The 18047-nt window shown below is 74.2% G+C and carries 14 protein-coding genes; 8 read left to right on the plus strand and 6 right to left on the minus strand.

Features of this window, described 5'->3' with window-relative positions:
• Positions 1–30: 30 nt before the first annotated feature.
• The 6 genes from LPU43_RS12060 to LPU43_RS12085 all read left to right on the plus strand — a co-directional run bounded on the left by LPU43_RS12060 (position 31) and on the right by LPU43_RS12085 (position 6801).
• Entirely contained in the window at positions 31–801 is a 771-nt protein-coding gene (locus LPU43_RS12060; protein ID WP_229400413.1) for a redox-sensing transcriptional repressor Rex, read from the plus strand.
• Positions 798–2135: a glutamyl-tRNA reductase gene (locus tag LPU43_RS12065; protein WP_229400414.1), complete on the plus strand. Its 1338-nt coding sequence runs from the start codon at positions 798–800 to the stop codon at positions 2133–2135. The genes LPU43_RS12060 and LPU43_RS12065 overlap by 4 nt, the downstream gene beginning before the upstream one ends.
• Positions 2132–3100: a hydroxymethylbilane synthase gene (gene hemC / locus LPU43_RS12070; RefSeq protein ID WP_229400415.1), complete on the plus strand. Its 969-nt coding sequence runs from the start codon at positions 2132–2134 to the stop codon at positions 3098–3100. Before LPU43_RS12065 ends, hemC begins: the two co-directional genes overlap by 4 nt.
• Positions 3097–4677, plus strand: a complete 1581-nt coding sequence (locus LPU43_RS12075) for a bifunctional uroporphyrinogen-III C-methyltransferase/uroporphyrinogen-III synthase (RefSeq protein WP_229400416.1) — start codon at positions 3097–3099, stop codon at positions 4675–4677. The genes hemC and LPU43_RS12075 overlap by 4 nt, the downstream gene beginning before the upstream one ends.
• A 20-nt stretch (positions 4678–4697) precedes the next feature.
• A complete protein-coding gene (gene hemB, locus LPU43_RS12080; RefSeq protein WP_229400417.1) occupies positions 4698–5681 on the plus strand; it encodes a porphobilinogen synthase in 984 nt (327 codons plus the stop codon).
• Positions 5682–6300: 619 nt separating this feature from the next.
• Positions 6301–6801, plus strand: coding sequence for a helix-turn-helix domain-containing protein (locus LPU43_RS12085; RefSeq protein WP_229400418.1), 501 nt, complete (start codon positions 6301–6303; stop codon positions 6799–6801).
• Between the two features lie 55 nt (positions 6802–6856).
• Here LPU43_RS12085 and LPU43_RS12090 read toward each other — a convergent pair whose 3' ends face one another.
• From LPU43_RS12090 to LPU43_RS12100, 3 genes are all read right to left on the minus strand, one after another.
• Entirely contained in the window at positions 6857–10132 is a 3276-nt protein-coding gene (locus tag LPU43_RS12090; protein WP_229400419.1) for a lamin tail domain-containing protein, read from the minus strand.
• Between the two features lie 89 nt (positions 10133–10221).
• Positions 10222–11283, minus strand: coding sequence for a GNAT family N-acetyltransferase (locus LPU43_RS12095; protein WP_229400754.1), 1062 nt, complete (start codon positions 11281–11283; stop codon positions 10222–10224).
• A gap of 71 nt (positions 11284–11354) precedes the next feature.
• On the minus strand, positions 11355–12647 hold the full coding sequence (locus LPU43_RS12100; RefSeq protein WP_373321697.1) for a lytic transglycosylase domain-containing protein: 1293 nt from the start codon (positions 12645–12647) through the stop codon (positions 11355–11357).
• Between the two features lie 407 nt (positions 12648–13054).
• Between LPU43_RS12100 and LPU43_RS12105 the strand changes: the two genes are divergently transcribed.
• Positions 13055–13270 carry an FmdB family zinc ribbon protein gene (locus LPU43_RS12105; RefSeq protein ID WP_229400421.1) on the plus strand — a complete coding sequence of 72 codons (216 nt, stop codon included), beginning with the start codon at positions 13055–13057 and terminating at the stop codon, positions 13268–13270.
• Between the two features lie 155 nt (positions 13271–13425).
• Here the strand turns inward: LPU43_RS12105 and LPU43_RS12110 are convergent, their stop codons facing one another.
• Positions 13426–15087: a glycoside hydrolase family 10-like protein gene (locus LPU43_RS12110; RefSeq protein WP_229400422.1), complete on the minus strand. Its 1662-nt coding sequence runs from the start codon at positions 15085–15087 to the stop codon at positions 13426–13428.
• Positions 15088–15415: 328 nt separating this feature from the next.
• On the opposite strand from LPU43_RS12110, the gene LPU43_RS12115 reads away from it, so the two are divergent.
• Positions 15416–16900: an amino acid permease gene (locus LPU43_RS12115; protein WP_229400423.1), complete on the plus strand. Its 1485-nt coding sequence runs from the start codon at positions 15416–15418 to the stop codon at positions 16898–16900.
• Here LPU43_RS12115 and LPU43_RS12120 read toward each other — a convergent pair.
• Together LPU43_RS12120 and LPU43_RS12125 are read right to left on the minus strand one after the other, a co-directional pair.
• Positions 16893–17618 (minus strand): methyltransferase domain-containing protein, encoded by a 726-nt coding sequence (locus LPU43_RS12120; RefSeq protein WP_229400424.1) that lies wholly within the window; start codon positions 17616–17618, stop codon positions 16893–16895. The genes LPU43_RS12115 and LPU43_RS12120 overlap by 8 nt on opposite strands.
• 60 nt (positions 17619–17678) lie before the next feature.
• Positions 17679–17996 carry a hypothetical protein gene (locus tag LPU43_RS12125; protein ID WP_229400425.1) on the minus strand — a complete coding sequence of 106 codons (318 nt, stop codon included), beginning with the start codon at positions 17994–17996 and terminating at the stop codon, positions 17679–17681.
• Positions 17997–18047: the final 51 nt, after the last annotated feature.

The raw sequence follows: 18047 nt of genomic DNA on the forward strand, positions 1-18047 counted from the left end.
CTGGCCGCGGATCGCACCGCACGGAGTCTCATGAGTCAGCACCGTCACCCTGGCGCGCCCGGCCGCGCCGGTGCCGTACCGGCGCTTCCGGACCTGCCCGAGGCGACCGTCGCGCGGCTGCCGGAATACCTCCGTGCCCTGCACCAGCTCGTCGAGACCGGTCACGAGACCGTCTCCAGCGAGGGCCTGGCCACGGCCGTCGGGGTCAACTCCGCCAAGCTCCGCAAGGACCTGTCCCACCTCGGCTCGTACGGCACCCGGGGCGTCGGCTACGACGTGGCCCTGCTGGTCGAGCAGATCGAGTTCGTGCTCGGGCTCACCCAGCGGCGGGCCGTCGCCCTCGTCGGGGTGGGTAACCTCGGTCACGCCCTCGCCGGCTACGACGGCTTCGCCAGCCGGGGCTTCCGCATCGCGGCCCTGCTGGACGCCGACCCGTCCCGCGTCGGCGAGGAGATCAGCGGCCTGGTCGTGCGGCACATCGACGAGCTGCCCCGGATCGCCGCCGAGGAATCGATCGCGATCGGCGTGATCGCCACCCCGGCCGGTGCCGCCCAGGCGGTCGCCGACCAGTTGGTCGCCGTCGGCGTGACGAGCATCCTCAACTTCGCCCCGTGCGTACTCTCGGTGCCGGACGGGGTCGACGTGCGCAAGGTCGACCTCGCCATCGAGTTGCAGATCCTGTCCTTCCACGAGCACCGCAAGGCCTCGCTGACCGCGCTGCCCGCCGCCGGCGGCTCCGCCCTCAAGGCCCTGCCCGGCGGGCTCGTCGACCCCGACCCGCAGGAGGCGATCGGCACGTGAAACTGCTCGTCGTCGGCGCGTCCTACCGCACCGCTCCCGTCGCCACCCTGGAGCGGCTGGCGGTCGGCCCCGCCGACCTCACCCGCGTCCTGGACCGCCTGGTCGCCCAGCCGTACGTGAGCGAGGCGGTGCTGGTCTCCACCTGCAACCGGGTGGAGGTCTACGCCGCCGTGTCCGGCTTCCACGGCGGCCTCGGCGACATCTGCGCCGTCCTCGCCGAGCAGGCCGGGGCGACGCCCGCCAGCCTGGCCAACCACCTCTACGTGCACTACGACGCCGCCGCCGTGGACCACGTCTTCCGGGTCGCCGCCGGGCTGGACTCGATGGTGGTCGGCGAGGCGCAGATCCTCGGCCAGTTGCGGGACGCGTACCACTGGGCCGGCGGGGCCGACTCCGCCGGCCGGCTGATGCACGAGCTGATGCAGCAGGCGCTGCGGGTGGGGAAGCGGGCGCACGCGGAGACCGGCATCGACCGGGCCGGCCAGAGCGTCGTCAGCGCCGCGCTCGACCTGGCCGCCGCGCAGTTCGACGGGGGGCTCCCCGGCCGCCCGGCCCTGGTGGTCGGCGCGGGCGCGATGGGGGCGCTGGGCGTGGCGACGCTCTCCCGGCTCGGCGCGGGGCCGCTCACCGTGACCAACCGGGGGGCCGACCGGGCCGTCCGGCTGGCCGAGTCGTACGGGGCCAGCGCCGCGCCGATGGCCGAGCTGACCGACGTGCTCTCCACAGTGGACATCGTAGTGGCCGCCACCGCGGCCACCGAACCGGTCCTCACCCCCGAGGTCGTCGCCGGGGCGCTCGCCGACCGCGACCCCGCCCGAGGGCCGCTCGTGCTGCTCGACCTCGCCGTCCCGCGCGACGTGGCGGACGGCGTGGCCGACCTGCCCGGCGTCGAGGTGATCGACATCGGCCGGATGGCCGCGCTCCTCGCCGACGGCCCGGCCGCCGCCGACGCCGCCGCCGTCGAGCGGATCGTGGCCGGCGAGGTCGAGTCGTTCCTCACCTGGCTGCGCGGGTCCGACGTGGCCCCCACCGTGGCCGCGCTGCGCGGGCGGGCCGAGGACGTGGTCGCCGCCGAGCTGCGTCGGCTGGCCCAGCGCCGCCCCGACCTCAGCGAGGAGCAACGCGCCGAGGTGGCCCGGACGGTGCACCGGGTCGTGCAGCGGCTGTTGCACCAGCCCACCGTGCGGGTCCGCCAGCTCGCCGCCGAGCCCGGCGGCGACCAGTACGCCGCGCTGCTGCGCGAGCTGTTCGACCTCCAGGTCCCCCAGACCTCCCCGGTCGACACCGTTCCCGACGTGGTCGAGACCCACAGCAACTTCGGAGGTGAGCGATGACCGCCCCCCTGCGCCTCGGCACCCGGGGCAGCGCGCTGGCGATGGCCCAGTCCGGCCACGTCGCGGCGGCCCTCACCGAGGCGACCGGCCGGGAGGTGGAGCTGGTCGAGGTGCTCACCGCCGGGGACCGCTCGACCGCCCCGGTGCAGCGGCTCGGCATCGGCGTGTTCGTCTCCGCGCTGCGCGACGCCCTGACCGCCCGCACCATCGACTTCGCGGTGCACTCCTACAAGGACCTGCCCACCGCGGCGGCCCCCGGGCTGCTCGTCGCGGCGGTGCCCACCCGACAGGACCCGCGCGACGCGCTGGTCGCCCGGGACGGGCGCACCCTCGCCGAGCTGCCCCCCGGCGCGGTGGTGGGCACGGGCGCGCTGCGCCGCATCGCCCAGCTCCACGCGCTCGGGCTGCACCTGGAGGTCGCCCCGATCCGCGGCAACGTGGACACCCGCCTGGCGCGGGCGCTCGGCCCGGACGCCGACCTCGACGCGGTGGTCCTGGCCCGGGCGGGGCTGGCCCGGCTCGGCCGAACCGACGTGATCACCGAGACGCTCGACCCGATGCTCATGCTGCCCGCGCCCGCCCAGGGCGCGCTGGCCGTGGAGTGCCGGGTCGACGACCCGGAGATGGTCGAGCTGCTCTCGGCGCTCGACCACGCACCGTCCCGGTTGGCGGTCGCCGCGGAGCGGGCGCTGCTGGCCACCCTGGAGGCCGGGTGCAGCGCACCCGTGGCCGCCTACGCGGAACTCGCCGAAGGTGACGCCGGCGAGGAGATCTACCTGCGCGGCGCGGTGATCAGCCCGGACGGTTCCCGAGACCTCCGGCTGTCCCGCACCGGAACGCCCGCCGAGGCGGCGGAGATCGGCAAGGCACTCGCCGCCGAACTCCTCGAACTCGGCGCCGACTCGATCCTCGGCCAAGACGGACACGCCCGTCCGGGGACCCAGCAATTTGGGAGCACAGAATGACCCGCACCCGTAAGCCCGTAGGCCGCATCGCGTTCGTCGGGGCCGGTCCCGGCGACCCGGGCCTGCTGACCCGCCGGGCGCACGACGCCCTGGTCGACGCCGACCAGGTGGTGTACGACCGGGGAGTCCCCGAGTCGCTGCTCGACGCCGTCCGTGCCCAGGCCAAGGAGGACGCCCAGTTCACCCCGGCGGAGGGCGTGCCGGGGGACGTGGCGAAGGTGCTGATCTCGGCCGCCCGCTCCGGCCTGAACGCGGTCCACCTGGTCTCGGGCGACCCGTTCGGCCACGACTCGGTGGTCAAGGAGGTGCAGGCGGTCGCGCGCACCGCGGCGCACTTCGAGGTGGTGCCGGGCGTCGGCCAGGCCGAGGGCGTCGCCACGTACGCGGGTGTGCCGCTGCCCGGCGTCCGCACCGCCGCCGACGTGGAGGACGTCACCGCGCTGGACTTCGACGCGCTGGCCGCCGCCGTCGGCCGGGGCTCCCTCGCGCTCGCCGTGGACGCCGGCGACCTGGCCGCGATCCGCGACGGCCTGCTCGCCGCGGGCGTCGACGGCACCACCGGCGTCGGGGTGACCGGCGACGGCACGGGCGAGACCCAGTACACGACCACGTCGACCGTGGACTCCTTCGTCGCGGCGGCGCTCGGCTTCACCGGCCGGGTGGTGCTCACCGTCGGCGAGGGCGTCGGCGAGCGGGACAAGCTGAGCTGGTGGGAGAACCGCCCGCTGTACGGCTGGAAGGTGCTCGTCCCCCGCACCAAGGAGCAGGCCGGCGTGATGAGCGCGCGGCTGCGGGCGTACGGGGCGATCCCCTGCGAGGTGCCGACCATCGCGGTCGAGCCGCCGCGCACCCCCGCCCAGATGGAGCGGGCGGTCAAGGGGCTGGTCGACGGCCGGTACGCCTGGGTGATCTTCACCTCGGTCAACGCCGTCCGGGCGGTCTGGGAGAAGTTCGCCGAGCACGGCCTGGACGCCCGGCACTTCGGCGGCGTCAAGATCGCCTGTATCGGCGAGGCCACCGCCGAGGCGGTCCGCGCGTTCGGCATCCAGCCGGAGCTGATCCCGACGGGGGAGCAGTCCTCCGAGGGGCTGCTGGCCGAGTTCTCGCCGCACGACGAGATCCTCGACCCGGTGGGTCGGGTGCTGCTGCCGCGCGCCGACATCGCCACCGAGACCCTCGCCGCCGGGCTCACCGAGCGCGGCTGGGAGGTCGACGACGTCACCGCGTACCGGACGGTCCGGGCCGCCCCGCCGCCCGCCGAGATCCGGGACGCGATCAAGTCGGGCGGGTTCGACGCGGTGCTGTTCACCTCGTCCTCCACCGTGCGGAACCTCGTCGGCATCGCCGGGAAACCGCACGCGCGTACCGTTGTTGCGGTCATCGGGCCCAAGACGGCGGAGACCGCGACGGAGTTCGGCCTGCGGGTCGACGTGCAGCCCCAGCACGCCTCGGTGCCCGACCTGGTCGAGGCGCTCGCCGCCTACGCCGTCGAGCTGCGCGAGAAGCTCGCCGCCATGCCGGCGAAGCAGCGTCGCGGCTCGAAGGTGCAGGGCCCGACCGCCCTGAGGTTCCGCTAGTCGTCACAGGGAGGCCCCTCATGTCGTACCCCGAGATCCGGCCCCGCCGGCTGCGCCGCACCGCAGCCGTGCGGCGGCTGGTCTCCGAGACCCGCGTCGACCCGGCCGAGCTGGTCGTGCCGATGTTCGTCAGGGAGGGGCTGACCGAGCCGCGGCCGATCTCCTCGCTCCCGGGGGTGCTCCAGCACTCCCGGGACTCGCTGCGCAAGGCGGCGGCGGAGGCGGTCCAGGCCGGGGTCGGCGGGATCATGCTGTTCGGGGTGCCGGCGCAGCGGGACGAGCGCGGGTCGGGCGGCCTCGACCCGGCGGGCATCCTCAACGTCGCCATCCGCGACGTGGTCGGCGAGGTCGGCGACGCCACCGTGGTGATGAGCGACCTCTGCCTGGACGAGTTCACCTCCCACGGGCACTGCGGGCTGCTCACCCCCGACGGCGCGGTGGACAACGACGCCACGCTCGCCGCCTACGCCGAGATGGCGGTGGCCCAGGCCAACGCCGGGGTCGGCGTGGTCGGGCCGTCCGGGATGATGGACGGCCAGGTCGGCGTGGTACGCCGGGCGCTCGACGCCGCCGGTCACTCCGACGTGGCCGTGCTGGCGTACGCGGCGAAGTACGCCTCCGCCTTCTACGGCCCGTTCCGGGAGGCGGTGGAGTCGGCGCTGGAGGGCGACCGGCGCACCTACCAGCAGGACCCGGCGAACCTGCGCGAATCGCTGCGCGAGGTCGAGCTGGACGTCGCCGAGGGCGCCGACATGGTGATGGTCAAGCCCGCGCTGCCCTACCTCGACGTGGTGGCGGCGGTCCGGGCCGCCGTGAACGTCCCCGTCGCCGCCTACCAGGTCTCCGGCGAGTACGCGATGGTCGAGGCCGCCGCCGCGAACGGCTGGATCGACCGGGAGCGGGTGATGCTGGAGACGCTCACCTCGATCCGGCGGGCCGGGGCGCAGGTCATCCTCACCTACTGGGCGGTCGAGGCCGCCACCCTGCTCCGCCAGCTTCCCTGAGCTGCCCCGCCCGGCGTTGGGCAGGCGGCGCGGTGGCATCGCGCGTGGCACAGCGACCGCCTCCCGCCGGGCGGCCCGGTAGCGCGGCGAAGCGCTCCGGGCGCTGGAGCGCGATGAGCGCGGCAGTGCCGCAGACGCCGAGTGTCGCGGCGCCGAGTGCCGCAGACGCCGAGTGTCGCGGATGCCGGCCGGCGCACGGCTCCGCCGACCTCGCCTGAGCGCCCCAGGTGCCGAGAGTGCCCCTCACTTCCCGATCCCCTACTCGGCGTCATCTAGCTCGTTCCTGGTGCCCCCTACTCGGCCCCTTTGCTCTGCTGTAGCGGAGGCAACAGTCACGCAGTGTCCATGCCAGCGCGCACCTGCCCTCCTGGCCGTTTCGGCGTTGATGCTGCTCGTGGCTGGTGTTGCCTGGAAGGCAGCAGCGCAAAGGGGCGCGGGGAGGGGTTTGGGGGGTAGGGCTGCCATCGCTCAGGGTAGTTGGCCAGCTTGGCTGTCGATCGTGACCCAGCGTGCCTGGTTAACTCTGTAATGCGGCGGCGACGGCTGGACGGGGACAGGTTTTCCACAGGTTTGTCCACAGGGATTGCCGACCGTTCATCAGGGTCGGCAGGCTCCCCGTATGGCTTCCGCACTTGATCCACCACCGACCGGCCCGACAGTCGGGCCGTTTCCCATCGCCGGTCTGGTGCGCAAGGCCCGACGCATCGCCGGGCTGGGGCAGCGCCAGATGGCGCGCTTCGCGAAGGTGGCACCGTCGACGGTGGGCCGGGTGGAGACCGGTGCCATGACGCCCAGCCTCGTGGTGCTGGAACGACTCCTCGGCGCGGCCGGCCTCTACCTCGCCGTCGTCGACCAGGACGGCCGGGTGATCCAGCCGATGGCGGACTGGGACGACACCCGCGACGGTGCGGGGCGACGCTACCCGTCCCACCTGGACACCATCCTCGACCCCGAGCCGGGCGAATGGTGGGCCGACATCTACGGGCTGGCCCGGCCACCAGAGACGTTCCATCGCTCGCCCCGCGACCGCGAGGCGCGCCGGCGGCGCAGCCAGTGGGAGGTGAGGGTCGCGCAGCACCGCAACGTGCGACCGCCGAAGGACATGGGGGATCGGTGCTGAGACGGCCCCCGCCCGGGCGGGCACCCGGGCGGGGGCCGTCGTCGGCCGGAGCAGGTCAGTCGTCGTTCGAGATGACGCCCACCGCGAGCGGGTCGGCCAGGCGCAGGCCCGGCACCCCGGCCACCAGCAGGTTCACCTTCTCGTCGGCCTCCCGCCTCCGGTCACCGCGTACGGCGACCGTGAACGTCAGCGAGGTCTGCCCCGCCGCGAGGGTCCGGCAGCCCACGTACGGCTCGTAGTCCGAGCCGGCGTCGGCCGTGGTGCCGTACGTGGTGGCGCAGATCAGCGCGGCCCGGGAGAGCGGACGCGACACGGTGACCGTGAACGTCAGCGGGCTGGTGCCCCGGTCGCCCTCGACCACGGACGCGTCGCCGACACTCAGCGCGGGCAGGGACCGGAAGCGGGCCACCTGCGGGTCGTGGTCGCTGGAGCCCCGCGACCCGTCCCCGGTGTGCTCCGCCGGCCAGTCCGCGTTGACGTGCGCCGCCCGCACCTGGACCAGGTCGTCGCGCAGCGCGTCGTTGACGAGCAGGTGGTCCAGCGTCTGCGCCTGCCCCTCGAAGCTGTACGAGTACGCCGACGAGGGCACGTCGGCGACCAGGTCGTCCCAGAGGTTGTGCAGGCCGGCGTCGTACAGCGGCGCGAGCTGGTCCGACGGCGTCGGGTCCGCCCCCGTGGCGATCGGGTCGTCGGGGCGGGGGAAGACGTTCAGGTCGCCGCCGTAGACCACCCGGGCGTGCCGGTCGGCGTTCTGGATCGCGGTGACGAGCGCGGCGCCGTACGCGGCCTGCTCGGTGCGCTGCCCGACCCGGCTGTCCGGCCCCGACGAGAAGTGGTTGCTCAGCGCCCACAGGGTGTACGTCTCGGAGCCGCCCGGCGTCGCCCGGACCGTGAACTTCCCGAGCTGCGGCGCGCGGGTGTAGACGTTGTTGCCGTCCTTGCCGGTCGAGGTGTCGGTGTCGGCCGGCAGCACCGCGTTGAGCGCCTTCGGGTTCTGCACGTCCGCGTTGGACGGCAGCCCCGCCGACCGGTACGGCACCGCCGGCGCGGAGCCGAGCAGCGGGTCGGCGGCGGTCGCCCCGGCCAGCGACAGCCGGTCGGTGCGGTACAGGAACCCGGCGGTGATGCCCCGGGCGTCCGCGCCGGTGCGGTCGTAGGCGGCGGCGTACGCCGGGCCGCCCGCGGCGGCGACGGCCAGGGCCAGCTCCTGGAGGGTGTCCGGCGCGCCGTCGGCGTCGTCCGTGTCGCCGCAGACCAGCGCGCCTCCGGAGACGGAGCAGATGTCCTGGTCCTCGGCCTCCTGCGCCAGGATCAGGTCCGGCGAGTGCAGGTCGGTGACGATCTGGTCGGCGAGGTCGGCGAGCTGCTCCCGGTACTCGGCCTCACCGGCCGGCACGTAGTCGAACGGCGGCTTGACCCCGGTGCAGCCCGGGTTGCCGGCGAAGTCGCAGCCGTCGAACGGGTCGTCCCGGTGGTCGTACAGGTTCTCCACGTTGTAGGTCGCCACGGCGATCTCCCGCGACCGGTCGGCCGGCTGCGGCGGGTTGTTCTTCGCCGGGTCGGCCCCGGCGGCGAAGACGGCCCGCTCCACCTGGACGCCGTACTTCTCGAACGAGTAGTAGAGCGCGCCGTACGCGTCCTCGCCGAGGGTGTCGAAGGTCTTCGACGGCGGCAGCAGGGCCGTGCTGTCCCCGGCGCTGCCCTTGACGCCCATGCTGCCCAGCATGATCCGCTGGCCGTTGCCGTCGTCGAAGCGCCGCGTCGGGTCGTTGTCCAGCGGGTGCGCGTCGCGGAACACCCGGCGGGCGTACGGGTCGGCGCGGTCCAGCAGCGGGTCGTCCCGGTCGACCACCCAGGTCTCGGCGTCGGCGGTGGACGCGAAGACGGCCCGGCCGCTCACCGCGCCGCTGCCGGCGCGCACCCGCAGCCGGGCACCCTCGTGCCGCTCCCAGAACCGTTGCGCGGCGGCCAGGTCGGCCGGGGGCACGGCGTCGTCGACCGCGACCACGGCGTTCACGTCCAGCCCGGAGGCGAGCTTGCGGACCAGGGAGGCCCCGGAGAGCTGCGTGAAGTCGTAGTACTCGGAGACCCGGGCCCGCAGCACCACCTCGTCGCCGACGGTCGGCACGTAGCCGCCGAGCAGCGAGGTGAACGAGCCCATGAACACGAAGACGCCGTCCGACGAGGTCGGGTCGCCGTCGGTGGCGTCGGCGCGGCTCTGGAGGAAGAAGCCGCGCTGCTCGGCGCCGGCCGAGGTCCGGGCCAGGGTGAGCTGGGTGATCACGCCCCGGACGTCGTACAGGGTGCTGCTGGTGCCGTTGCCCGACGGCGGCGCGAGCGGCGAGCGGTCGGCCGGGCCGGACTCGGCGTCCGTGGTCGGGCCCTGCACCTCGCCGACCGTCAGCTCCCGGGTCACCGTCACGGCCAGCGCGCAGGTCGCGGTGCCGCCGTCGGCGTCGGTCGCGGTCACGGTCACCGTGTACGCCCCGGCGGCCAGGTCGGCGCTCATGGCGACGGTGGCGCGGGCGGTGCCGCCGACGGCGTCGGCCGGGGTGAACGCGGTCCGGCCGATGGAGCCGGTGGCCGGGGTGGGGCTGACCGAGGTGACCGCCAGGTCGACGATCGTGTCGTCCGGGTCGGTGGCGGTGACCTCGCGGCTCGCGGCGGTGCCGGCCGCCGTGGTCAGCGCGCCGCCGCAGGTGACCGTGGCGGGCTGGTCGACCGGGCCGCCGCCGTCGACGCGGTGCGCGCCGAGCCCGTCGAAGGTGTCGGTGGCGTAGCCGGCCCACTGGGCGGCCGGGTCGAACGCGTCCGACGGGTCCGGGTCGCCGGAGGTGACCGTCGGCAGCCGGCGCAGCGTGTTGTTCTCGGTGCTGGTGAGGCCGGTGCCCCACTCGGTGCCCGGGTCGACGCCGACCTGGCCGATCGAGTCGAGCACGGCGTCGCCCCTGCGCAGCACGACCGCGTCGTCGCCGTTGAAGAGGCCGATGGTGGTCGTCTGGTCGGCCTCGGCGAGGATCGCCGGTGCGGCCGAGGCAGCGGCGAACACGAACGCGTCACCCGCGGCGACGGTCCCGGTCAGCGCCACGGTGGTCGCGGCGGCGCTGCCGTTGAAGTGGAACTGGAGCCGGTATCCGCCGGCGGCCAGGTCGACGGGGGCGCCGGTGCCGTTGTACAGCTCGATCGCCTTGTTGTTCGACGAGCCCTCGACGTACTCGGAGATGAACAGGTCGGTGGGTGCGGCGCTGGCCGCGGTGGGTGCGACGCCGACGACCGGGATGGTGACGGCGGCGGCGGTCGCGAGCGCGGCGTATCTGCGGCGCGGGCGCATGGGGCCTCCACGATGGGTGGACGAAATCAACGCACGTTAAGGCGTGGCGCGGCCCGCCGTCCATCCCCCGCAGGGTTCGGTGAATTGGCTCAGCGGGCGGCGTCGAGCCGGTGCACCAGCTCGGCCACGTCCACGCTGTACTCGCACCACTCCCGGTCGGGGCGGTAGCCCAGCTCGGCGTTGACCTTGAGCATCGCCTCGTTGGCCTGGGCGTTCCAGGTCTGCACCTCGGCCAGCTCCGGCTCCGCCGAACGCAGCTCCAGCAGCATCCGCGCCTTGATCGCCCGGTCGATGCCGTGGCCCCGGTGGGCCTGCGCCACGATCGTGTCGTACTGGTCGGCCCGGGTGGGGTGCTGCGCCGGCACCACCACCTCGGTCAGCCCGGCCACCTCCCCGGTGCCGTCGTGGATGGCGAGCACGATGTACGGCTTCATGCCGCGCCGGTGCAGGGTGTCGAGGCTGTCACGCAGCCGCTGCGGGTCGTACGAGCTGGGGCGCAGCTCCACGTCGTCGGTGTCGCGGGACTCGGCCTTGGCCCGCGCGTACGCCTCGATCAGCTCGTCCGGCGGGCCACCCGGGCAGAACTCCACCCGGTACCCCGGGCCGGCGTCGGTGGCCATCTCGGTCAGCGCCGACCAGTCCACCGTGGTCAGGTCCAGCACGCTGCGGGTCTCGACGTACTCCCGGGAGAAGCGGAGCGCCTCGTAGAACGCCACGGCCGGGGTGTCGCCGACGACCTCCACCCCGATCGACCGGAACCCCTCCTGGTAGACCCGGCGGGCGGCCAGCAGGAGCAGCTCCCGGCCCAGGCCGGTGCGGCGCGCCGCCGGGTGCACCAGCACCTCCAGCACGCCGATGTCACCGAGCAGCAGCACCTGGACGTGGCCGACGATCGCGCCGGGGCCCATCTGGGCACCCGGGCCGGCCTGGGCGGCCCCGTCGGCCCCGTCGGCCCCGGCGGCCCGCTCGGCCTGGGCCACCCAGGAGATCCGCCGCTCGCCCGGCATCACCTCGGAGAGGTACTCCCGCAGCGAACTCTCCCGCCAGGGAGGGTCCAGCGGCAGGTCGGCCGCCAGCACCGCGTTCAGCGTGTCCAGCAGCGACGCGATCTCGGCAGGCGACGCGGTCCGGGGGTCCCATTCGCGCACCATCACCCGTCTAGCTTGCCGCCAACGGCAGCGCGACGGAAGTGCCAGTTGTCCGACGTGCGCGGCCCGTCACGTCACGTTCGGCTGGCCAGCCCGTACTCGTTGGCCTTGTCGAACACGTCCTGGGCGTACCGGCGCACGTCGTTGTAGGACAGGATGGCCCCCCACCAGTCGCCCGGGACGGTCAGGTTCCGGTTGCCTTTACAGAGGTAGTTGCCGGCGGCCAGGGCCGCGTCGTCCAGGTCGTGCGGGTCCTTGCGGCCGTCGTTGTCCGCGTCCGCGCCGATCTCCTGCCAGGTGGTCGGGATGAACTGCATCGGCCCGATCGCCCGGTCGTAGACGGTGTCCCGGTCGTAGAGCCCCCGGTCCGTGTCCATGATCCTCGACCGGCCGCCCTGGCCGTCGAGCGGATCGCCGATGATCTCCGGCAGGGCCCGCCCGTCCGGGCCCAGGGTCGCGCCGTTGGCCTGGCCGTGGCGGGACTCCACGTATCCGATGGCGGCGAGGGTGGTCCAGCTCAGCCGGCAGTTCGGGGTGGTCTGGGCGAGCACCATCTCCGCGTAGCCGTACGCCTGCACGGCCACCGGCGAGATGCCGGCCTTCGCCCCGACCTGCTGCGCCCACCCGGCGAGCGCGTCCGCCGGCCGCCCGGTCGCCACCGGCCCGCCCGGCGGGACCGTCGCGCCGGGCGGCAGCGGGGCACCGGACCCGCCCGGCGGCAGCGGCGCGCCGGACACCCCGGGGAGGACCACGCCCGGGGGCACCGCCGTGGCGGCCACCGACGCGCCGTCGGTTGCGTCCACCGCCACGGGGCGGGGCTCCGGCGCGGTCGCCGGCACCACCAGCGCACCAGCTGCGGCGGTCGCGCCGATCAGGGCGAGCAGGAACAGCCCCGACAGGGTGAGCCGGCCGCTCGGGCGGCGGGACCAGGCGCGGGTGGCGCGGGCGGCGGCCACCGCGACCTGCCGCGGCGGCGTCCGTACGGCGTGCGCGAACGGCACCCGCCGCCGACGCGGGACCCGGCCCGCCTTCGCGCCCCGGCCGCCCCCCGCCTTCGCGGCCTCTGCGCCGTCCGACTTCCCGGCGTCGGCGGCATCCGTCTTCGCGGTCTTCGCGCCGTCCGACTTTCCGGCCTCCGCGCCGTCCACCTCTGCGCCGCCCGCCTTCGCGGCGTCGGGGGCGTCCTGCCCGGCGTCCGCCTTATCAGCCACCCCGGTTGCCGTCCCCGCAGCCGCCCCGGCCCCCGCCGTCGGCTCGGAGGCCGGTGCCTTCTCCGGGGTGTCCGACTTCGCCTTCGGGCCGCCGGGCTCAGCCTCCGCGGTATCGGGTTCCGCCTTCGGGCCGCCGGGCTCTGCCTTCGCGACCACGGGCTCCGCCTTCGGGCCGCCGGGCTCCGCCCTTGTGACGACGGGCTCTGCCTTTGCCGTGTCGGGCTTCGCCGGACCGTCGGCGGCGGCCCGCGCGGCGTTCGCGTCCTTGCGGCTCTCGGCACCCTCGCCACTCTCGGTGCCCTCGCGGCCCCCGCCATCCTTGGCGTGCTTCGGCGCGCCCGCGTCCTTCGCGGCCGGCCCGGCGGCGTCGGCGGGTGCCTGGGACCACCGCGGCCAGGGCCGTCGGGGACGGGGCAGCCGACCGCGTGCTGGTGCGCCACCCGGGTCCTCGGGCGGCGCGGCCGGTCGCAGGGGTCGAACCGTCGCTCTGTCCTCGCCGTCCACCACCCGTCGAGTATCACCCATGTCCCGCCAGGAGTCAGGCCCGGTCGTACCCTGGTGGCATGCCCCGGTACGAGTTCCGCTGCCGCGCCTGCGGCGACACCTTCGAGGTCAACCGTCCGATGGCCCAGGCCGGTGAGCCGGCGTCCTGCCCGCAGGGGCACGCCGACACGGTCAAGCTGCTCTCCACCGTGGCCGTGACCGGCCGGGGTGGCCCCGGCGCCGCCGCGCCGGCCCCCTCCGGTGGGGGCTGCTGCGGCGGAGGCTGCGGCTGCTGATCGCCTGAGCGGTCGGCCCGACCGCTGCCCGCTGCCCGCCTGTCCTCCCGGCGCCTGGTGTTAGGAAGGGGCCCTTCCTATACCGAAAGCGTTAACAAGGTGCCCTTCCTTCGCGTGAGGGCCCGGCCGCGCCAGCGGCCGGGCCCTCACCCTTCTCAGCGCACGAACCGCGGCGGGCTGACGGCGCTCTCGTTCGACAGCCGGTCCAGCGCGGTCACGTGGTACGTGTACCGCTTACCGGCCTCGGCCGTGGTGTCCACCCAGGACTGGACCGCGCCGGGGGTGGCCCGGACGGTGCCGACCAGGTGGGACGCGTCGGCGAGGTCGCACTTCCCGGCCAGGCCGGTCCCGTCGAGGCGGTAGATCGCGTACGAGGTGGCCTTCCCGAGCGGGCCCACGCCGTCGGCCGGCTGCCGCCAGCTCAGCCGGACCCCGTCGTCCTGCCGCTTGGCGCCGGTGACCACCGGGAACAGCAGCGGCTTGGCCGGCAGGTGCGGCATCGTCGGCACCAGGGCGGGGCGGGAGTAGTGCTCGGCGGCGTAGATGTCCGTCGCGTTCAGCCGGTTCGCCCTGACCTGGACGGCGGAGAAGTGCACGTTGCCGAGCACCTCCGGGTACGACCGGTTCAGCGTCAGGTGGTCGGACAGCTCGCGCGGGTTCTGCCAGAACGACCCGTACGCCGGGTCGCCGCTCTTGTAGTCGGCCTGGCCGATGTAGAGCTGCACGCGGGTGCCGCGCACCGTCTCGGCCCACCACGGGACCAGCCGGGCGTAGTCGGCCGCCGGGTACTGGCCGATGTACCAGTAGAGCTGCGGCACGATGTAGTCGATCCACTCCTCCTTGACCCACTTGCGGGTGTCGGCGGAGATGATGTCGTACGACTGGCTGCCGGTGGTGTCCGAGCCGAGCGGGTCGGCGGCCTTGTTCCGCCAGATGCCGAACGGGCTGACCCCGAACTTCACCCACGGCTTGACGGCCTTGATCTTGGTGTTCATCTCCTGGACCAGCAGGTTGATGTTGTCCCGCCGCCAGTCGGCCTTGTTCGTGAAGCCCCGGTTGAACTCGGCGAACGTCGCGTCGTCGGGCACCTGGTGGGCGCCGCTCGGGTAGGGGTAGAAGTAGTCGTCGAAGTGCACGCCGTCGACGTCGTACCGCTTGACCGCGTCCATCATCGCGGTCTGGACGAACTCGCGGACCTCGGGAATGCCGGGGTTGTAGTAGAGCCGGCTGCCGGCGACGCCGGCCGGCGGGTACGCGAAGGTCCAGTCCGGGTGCTGCCGGGCCGGGTGGTTCGGCGCGAGCTTGGCGAGGTCGCCGCCCGCGCCGTCGGGCATGGAGATCCGGTACGGGTTGAACCAGGCGTGGAACTCCAGGTTCCGCTTGTGCGCCTCGTCGACGAGGAACGCCAGCGGGTCCCAGCCCGGGTCCTGCCCGCGCACCCCGGTCAGGTACTCCGACCACGGCTCGTAGGGCGAGGGCCAGAACGCGTCGGCGGTCGGCCGGACCTGCACCACCACCGCGTTGTGGTTGAGCTTGCGGGCCAGGTCGAGCCAGCCCCGGTACTCCGCCTGCTGGGCGGCGATCCGGTCGGGGGCGGTCTGGGACGCCTTGGTCGGCCAGTCGATGTTGACCACGGAGGAGATCCACATGGCCCGGAACTGCCGCTTGGGGGTTGCCGGGTCGGTGGCGCAGGTGGTGGGGTTGGCGGCGCGCGTCGCGTCGGTCCCGGCCGCGCTCGCGGCGGTGGGTGAGGCGGCGACGAGCGCCCCGAGCAGGGCTACGGCCAGCCCGGCGGCTCTGAGCCGAGTTGCCTTCATCCGGTGCGTCCCTTCGTTGGGGCTCGGCGTGGCGGGTCGGTGGCGACGGGCGCCCGGCGGCTGCCGGCCCGACGCGCGGCGGCGGCGCCTCGGCAAGATTCGCCGAGTGCGATCTGTCGCTTGGTAGGAAATTTTCACATCGGGCGGGTGCGGCGCAAGAGCTCCGGCCAGATCCCTCCCACCGGCGCCGCCGGCCCCCGGCGCGGCCCGGCGGGGCCGGGGCGGAACGTGACCTTATCGATACCCACGGTGGTGGTTGACCGCCGGGTCGCCTGGGTAGCTTGGCCGGTCACCGGCCGCCACGGAGGGTGGTCGCACGGTGGGAGGGGTGAGCGCGGTGTCCGTGCTGCGTACCAAACCGATCAAGGACGTGATCGCCCAGGGAGAGGCGGACGGCGAGGAGGGCGGTCCGGGGCTCAAACGACGCCTCGGGGCCCGGGACCTCGCCGGCTTCGGCATCGGCATCGTGATCGGCACCGGCATCTTCACCCTCACCGGCATCGAGGCCCGCGACAGCGCCGGGCCGGCCGTGGTGATCTCGTTCGCCATCGGCGGCCTGGTCGCCCTGCTCGCCGCGCTCTGCTACGCCGAGCTGGCCTCCAGCGTGCCGACGGCCGGCAGCGCCTACACGTACGCGTACGCGACGATGGGCGAGATCGTCGCCTGGATCATCGGCTGGGACCTGCTGCTGGAGTTCGCGCTCGGCGCGGCGGTGGTGGCCCGGGGCTGGTCGGGCTACCTCGCCGAACTGTTCGGCCTGCCCACCGCCTGGTTCGGCGAGGAGGGCAGCGTCGTCAACCTCGGCGCGATCGGCATCGTCCTGCTGCTCGGCATCGTGGCGATCGTCGGCATCCGCGAGTCCGCCCGGGTGACCAACCTGCTCGTACTGGTCAAGGTCGCGATCTGCGTCTTCGTCGTGGTCGCCGGCCTGTTCTTCGTCAAGGCCGCGAACCTCACCCCGTTCATCCCGCCGGCCGAGCCCGCCAGCTCGGGCGACGACGGCATCAAGCAGCCCGTCACGCAGGCCCTCTTCGGGCTGGAGCCGTCGGTGTTCGGCTTCGCCGGGGTGCTCAGCGCCGCCGCCGTGGTCTTCTTCGCCTACACCGGCTTCGAGGCCGTGGCGAACCTCGGCGAGGAAACCAAGCGGCCCAAGCGCGACCTCACCCTCGGCCTGCTCGGCACCCTGCTGATCTCCACCGTGCTGTACATCGGCGTCTCGCTCGTCGTCGTCGGCATGGTCCCGTACACGGAGATCGACCGGGGCGCCCCGATCGCGTCGGCCTTCAACGCGGTCGGCGCGGGCTGGGCTGGCGCCCTCGTCTCCATCGCCGCCGTCGCCGGCCTGACCAGCGTGATCCTGGTGGACCTGGTGGCCATGGGCAGGATCGGCTTCGCCATCAGCCGGGACGGGCTGATCCCGCCGTCGATCGCGAAGGTGCACCCCCGCTGGGGCACCCCGTACCGGATCTCGGCGGTGATGACCGTGGCCGTGGCGCTGCTCGCCGGCTTCCTGCCGCTCTCCGCCCTGGCCGACCTGGTCAGCATCGGCGCGCTCTGCGCGTTCGTGCTGGTCTCGCTGGCGGTGCCGATCCTGCGCCGCAAGCGCCCCGACCTGGAGCGGCCGTTCCGGGTGCCGTTCTCCCCGGTGCTGCCGATCGTTTCCGCGCTGGCCTGCTTCTACCTGATGCTCAACCTGTCGGTGGAGACCTGGATCCGGTTCCTCATCTGGATGGCGCTCGGCGCGCTCATCTACTTCGGCTACGGCCACCGCCGCAACCGCCTCGCCGTGAAGGAAGGTGCCCCCGTCAGCTGAAGAAGCGGGACAGGTGGGAGTCGGCCGGCGGGGCGGCGTCCGGCGGTAGGGGCGTCAGGTCGGCGAAGATGCTCGCCCCGTCGCAGCCGGCGTGCAGGGGATACCAGCGCGGGGCGCCCGGCGGGCGCTGAAGGCAGACGCCCTTGATCGTCTGCACGTCGAGCAGCCGGACGTGGGTCGGGTCGGCCACCGCGTTGACGTGGCCCCACCAGGGGCTCATGACGTGCAGTACGCCACCCGGGCGGAGCACCCGGTGACACTCGTCGACCAGGGGCAGGAAGTCGATCAGGTGCTCCAGGATGTGCACCGCGAAGATCACGTCCACCGAGTCGTCGGCCAGCGGCAGCGAGCCGGACAGGTCGGCCACCGCGTCCACGCCCGGCGCGGGGAAGATGTCCAGCCCCAGGTTGCCCGGGTACTGCTTCGTGCCGCCGCAGCCCAGGTCCACCACCACCGGCTCCCGGCCGGCGACCCGCACCCGGGCCCAGACGCCGAACACCCCCGCGAGCCGGCCCACCAGGTCCCGGACCAGCCGCAACCGCGCCGCGTCGGCCACCTCACCGGTCAGGTGCGCCACCCCCCGGTCGAAACGCACCCGCACCGCCAGGCCGCGCAGCCGCTCGTCGTGGGCCGCCTGATCCGCCCACGCCTCGGCGAGAAAGGCGTCGACCGCCCGCAGTCGTTCGACCGAGGGCGGGGTCAGGGCCTGCGCGACCATGGGGCCACCTCCGGCCGGCCCGTTACCCGAATCGGCCGCCCGTATGCCCGGTGCGCCCGCTCAGCCGGAGATGCGGCGGGCGGGGCGGCCGGCGCCCCGGATGCGCTGCCGGGGCGGCGAGGTGGGCGCCTTGGGCCGCTTGAGGTGGTACCGGTGCAGCTCGCTGCTGCCCGGCTGGGACGGGTCCTCGCTCATCGCCACCAGCTCCCAGCCCTGGTCGCCGGCCCGGTTCAGGTGGGCCAGCGCCGTGTCGCCGTACGGGGTGACGTCGACCATCGAGCCGTCCGGGCCGTACCAGACGAAGACGAGTTCCCAGCCGATGTCCGTGCTGGCCGCCTGGCGGCGCCGGACCAACAGCGCGTACTCCCACTTGAGCATGGGGTCATTGTCACCCCGGCGGCGCCACTCGGCACGGCGTCGGCCCTCGGA

This window comes from Micromonospora okii, assembly GCF_020884795.1.
In the GTDB taxonomy this organism is placed as follows: Bacteria; Actinomycetota; Actinomycetes; order Mycobacteriales; family Micromonosporaceae; genus Micromonospora; species Micromonospora okii.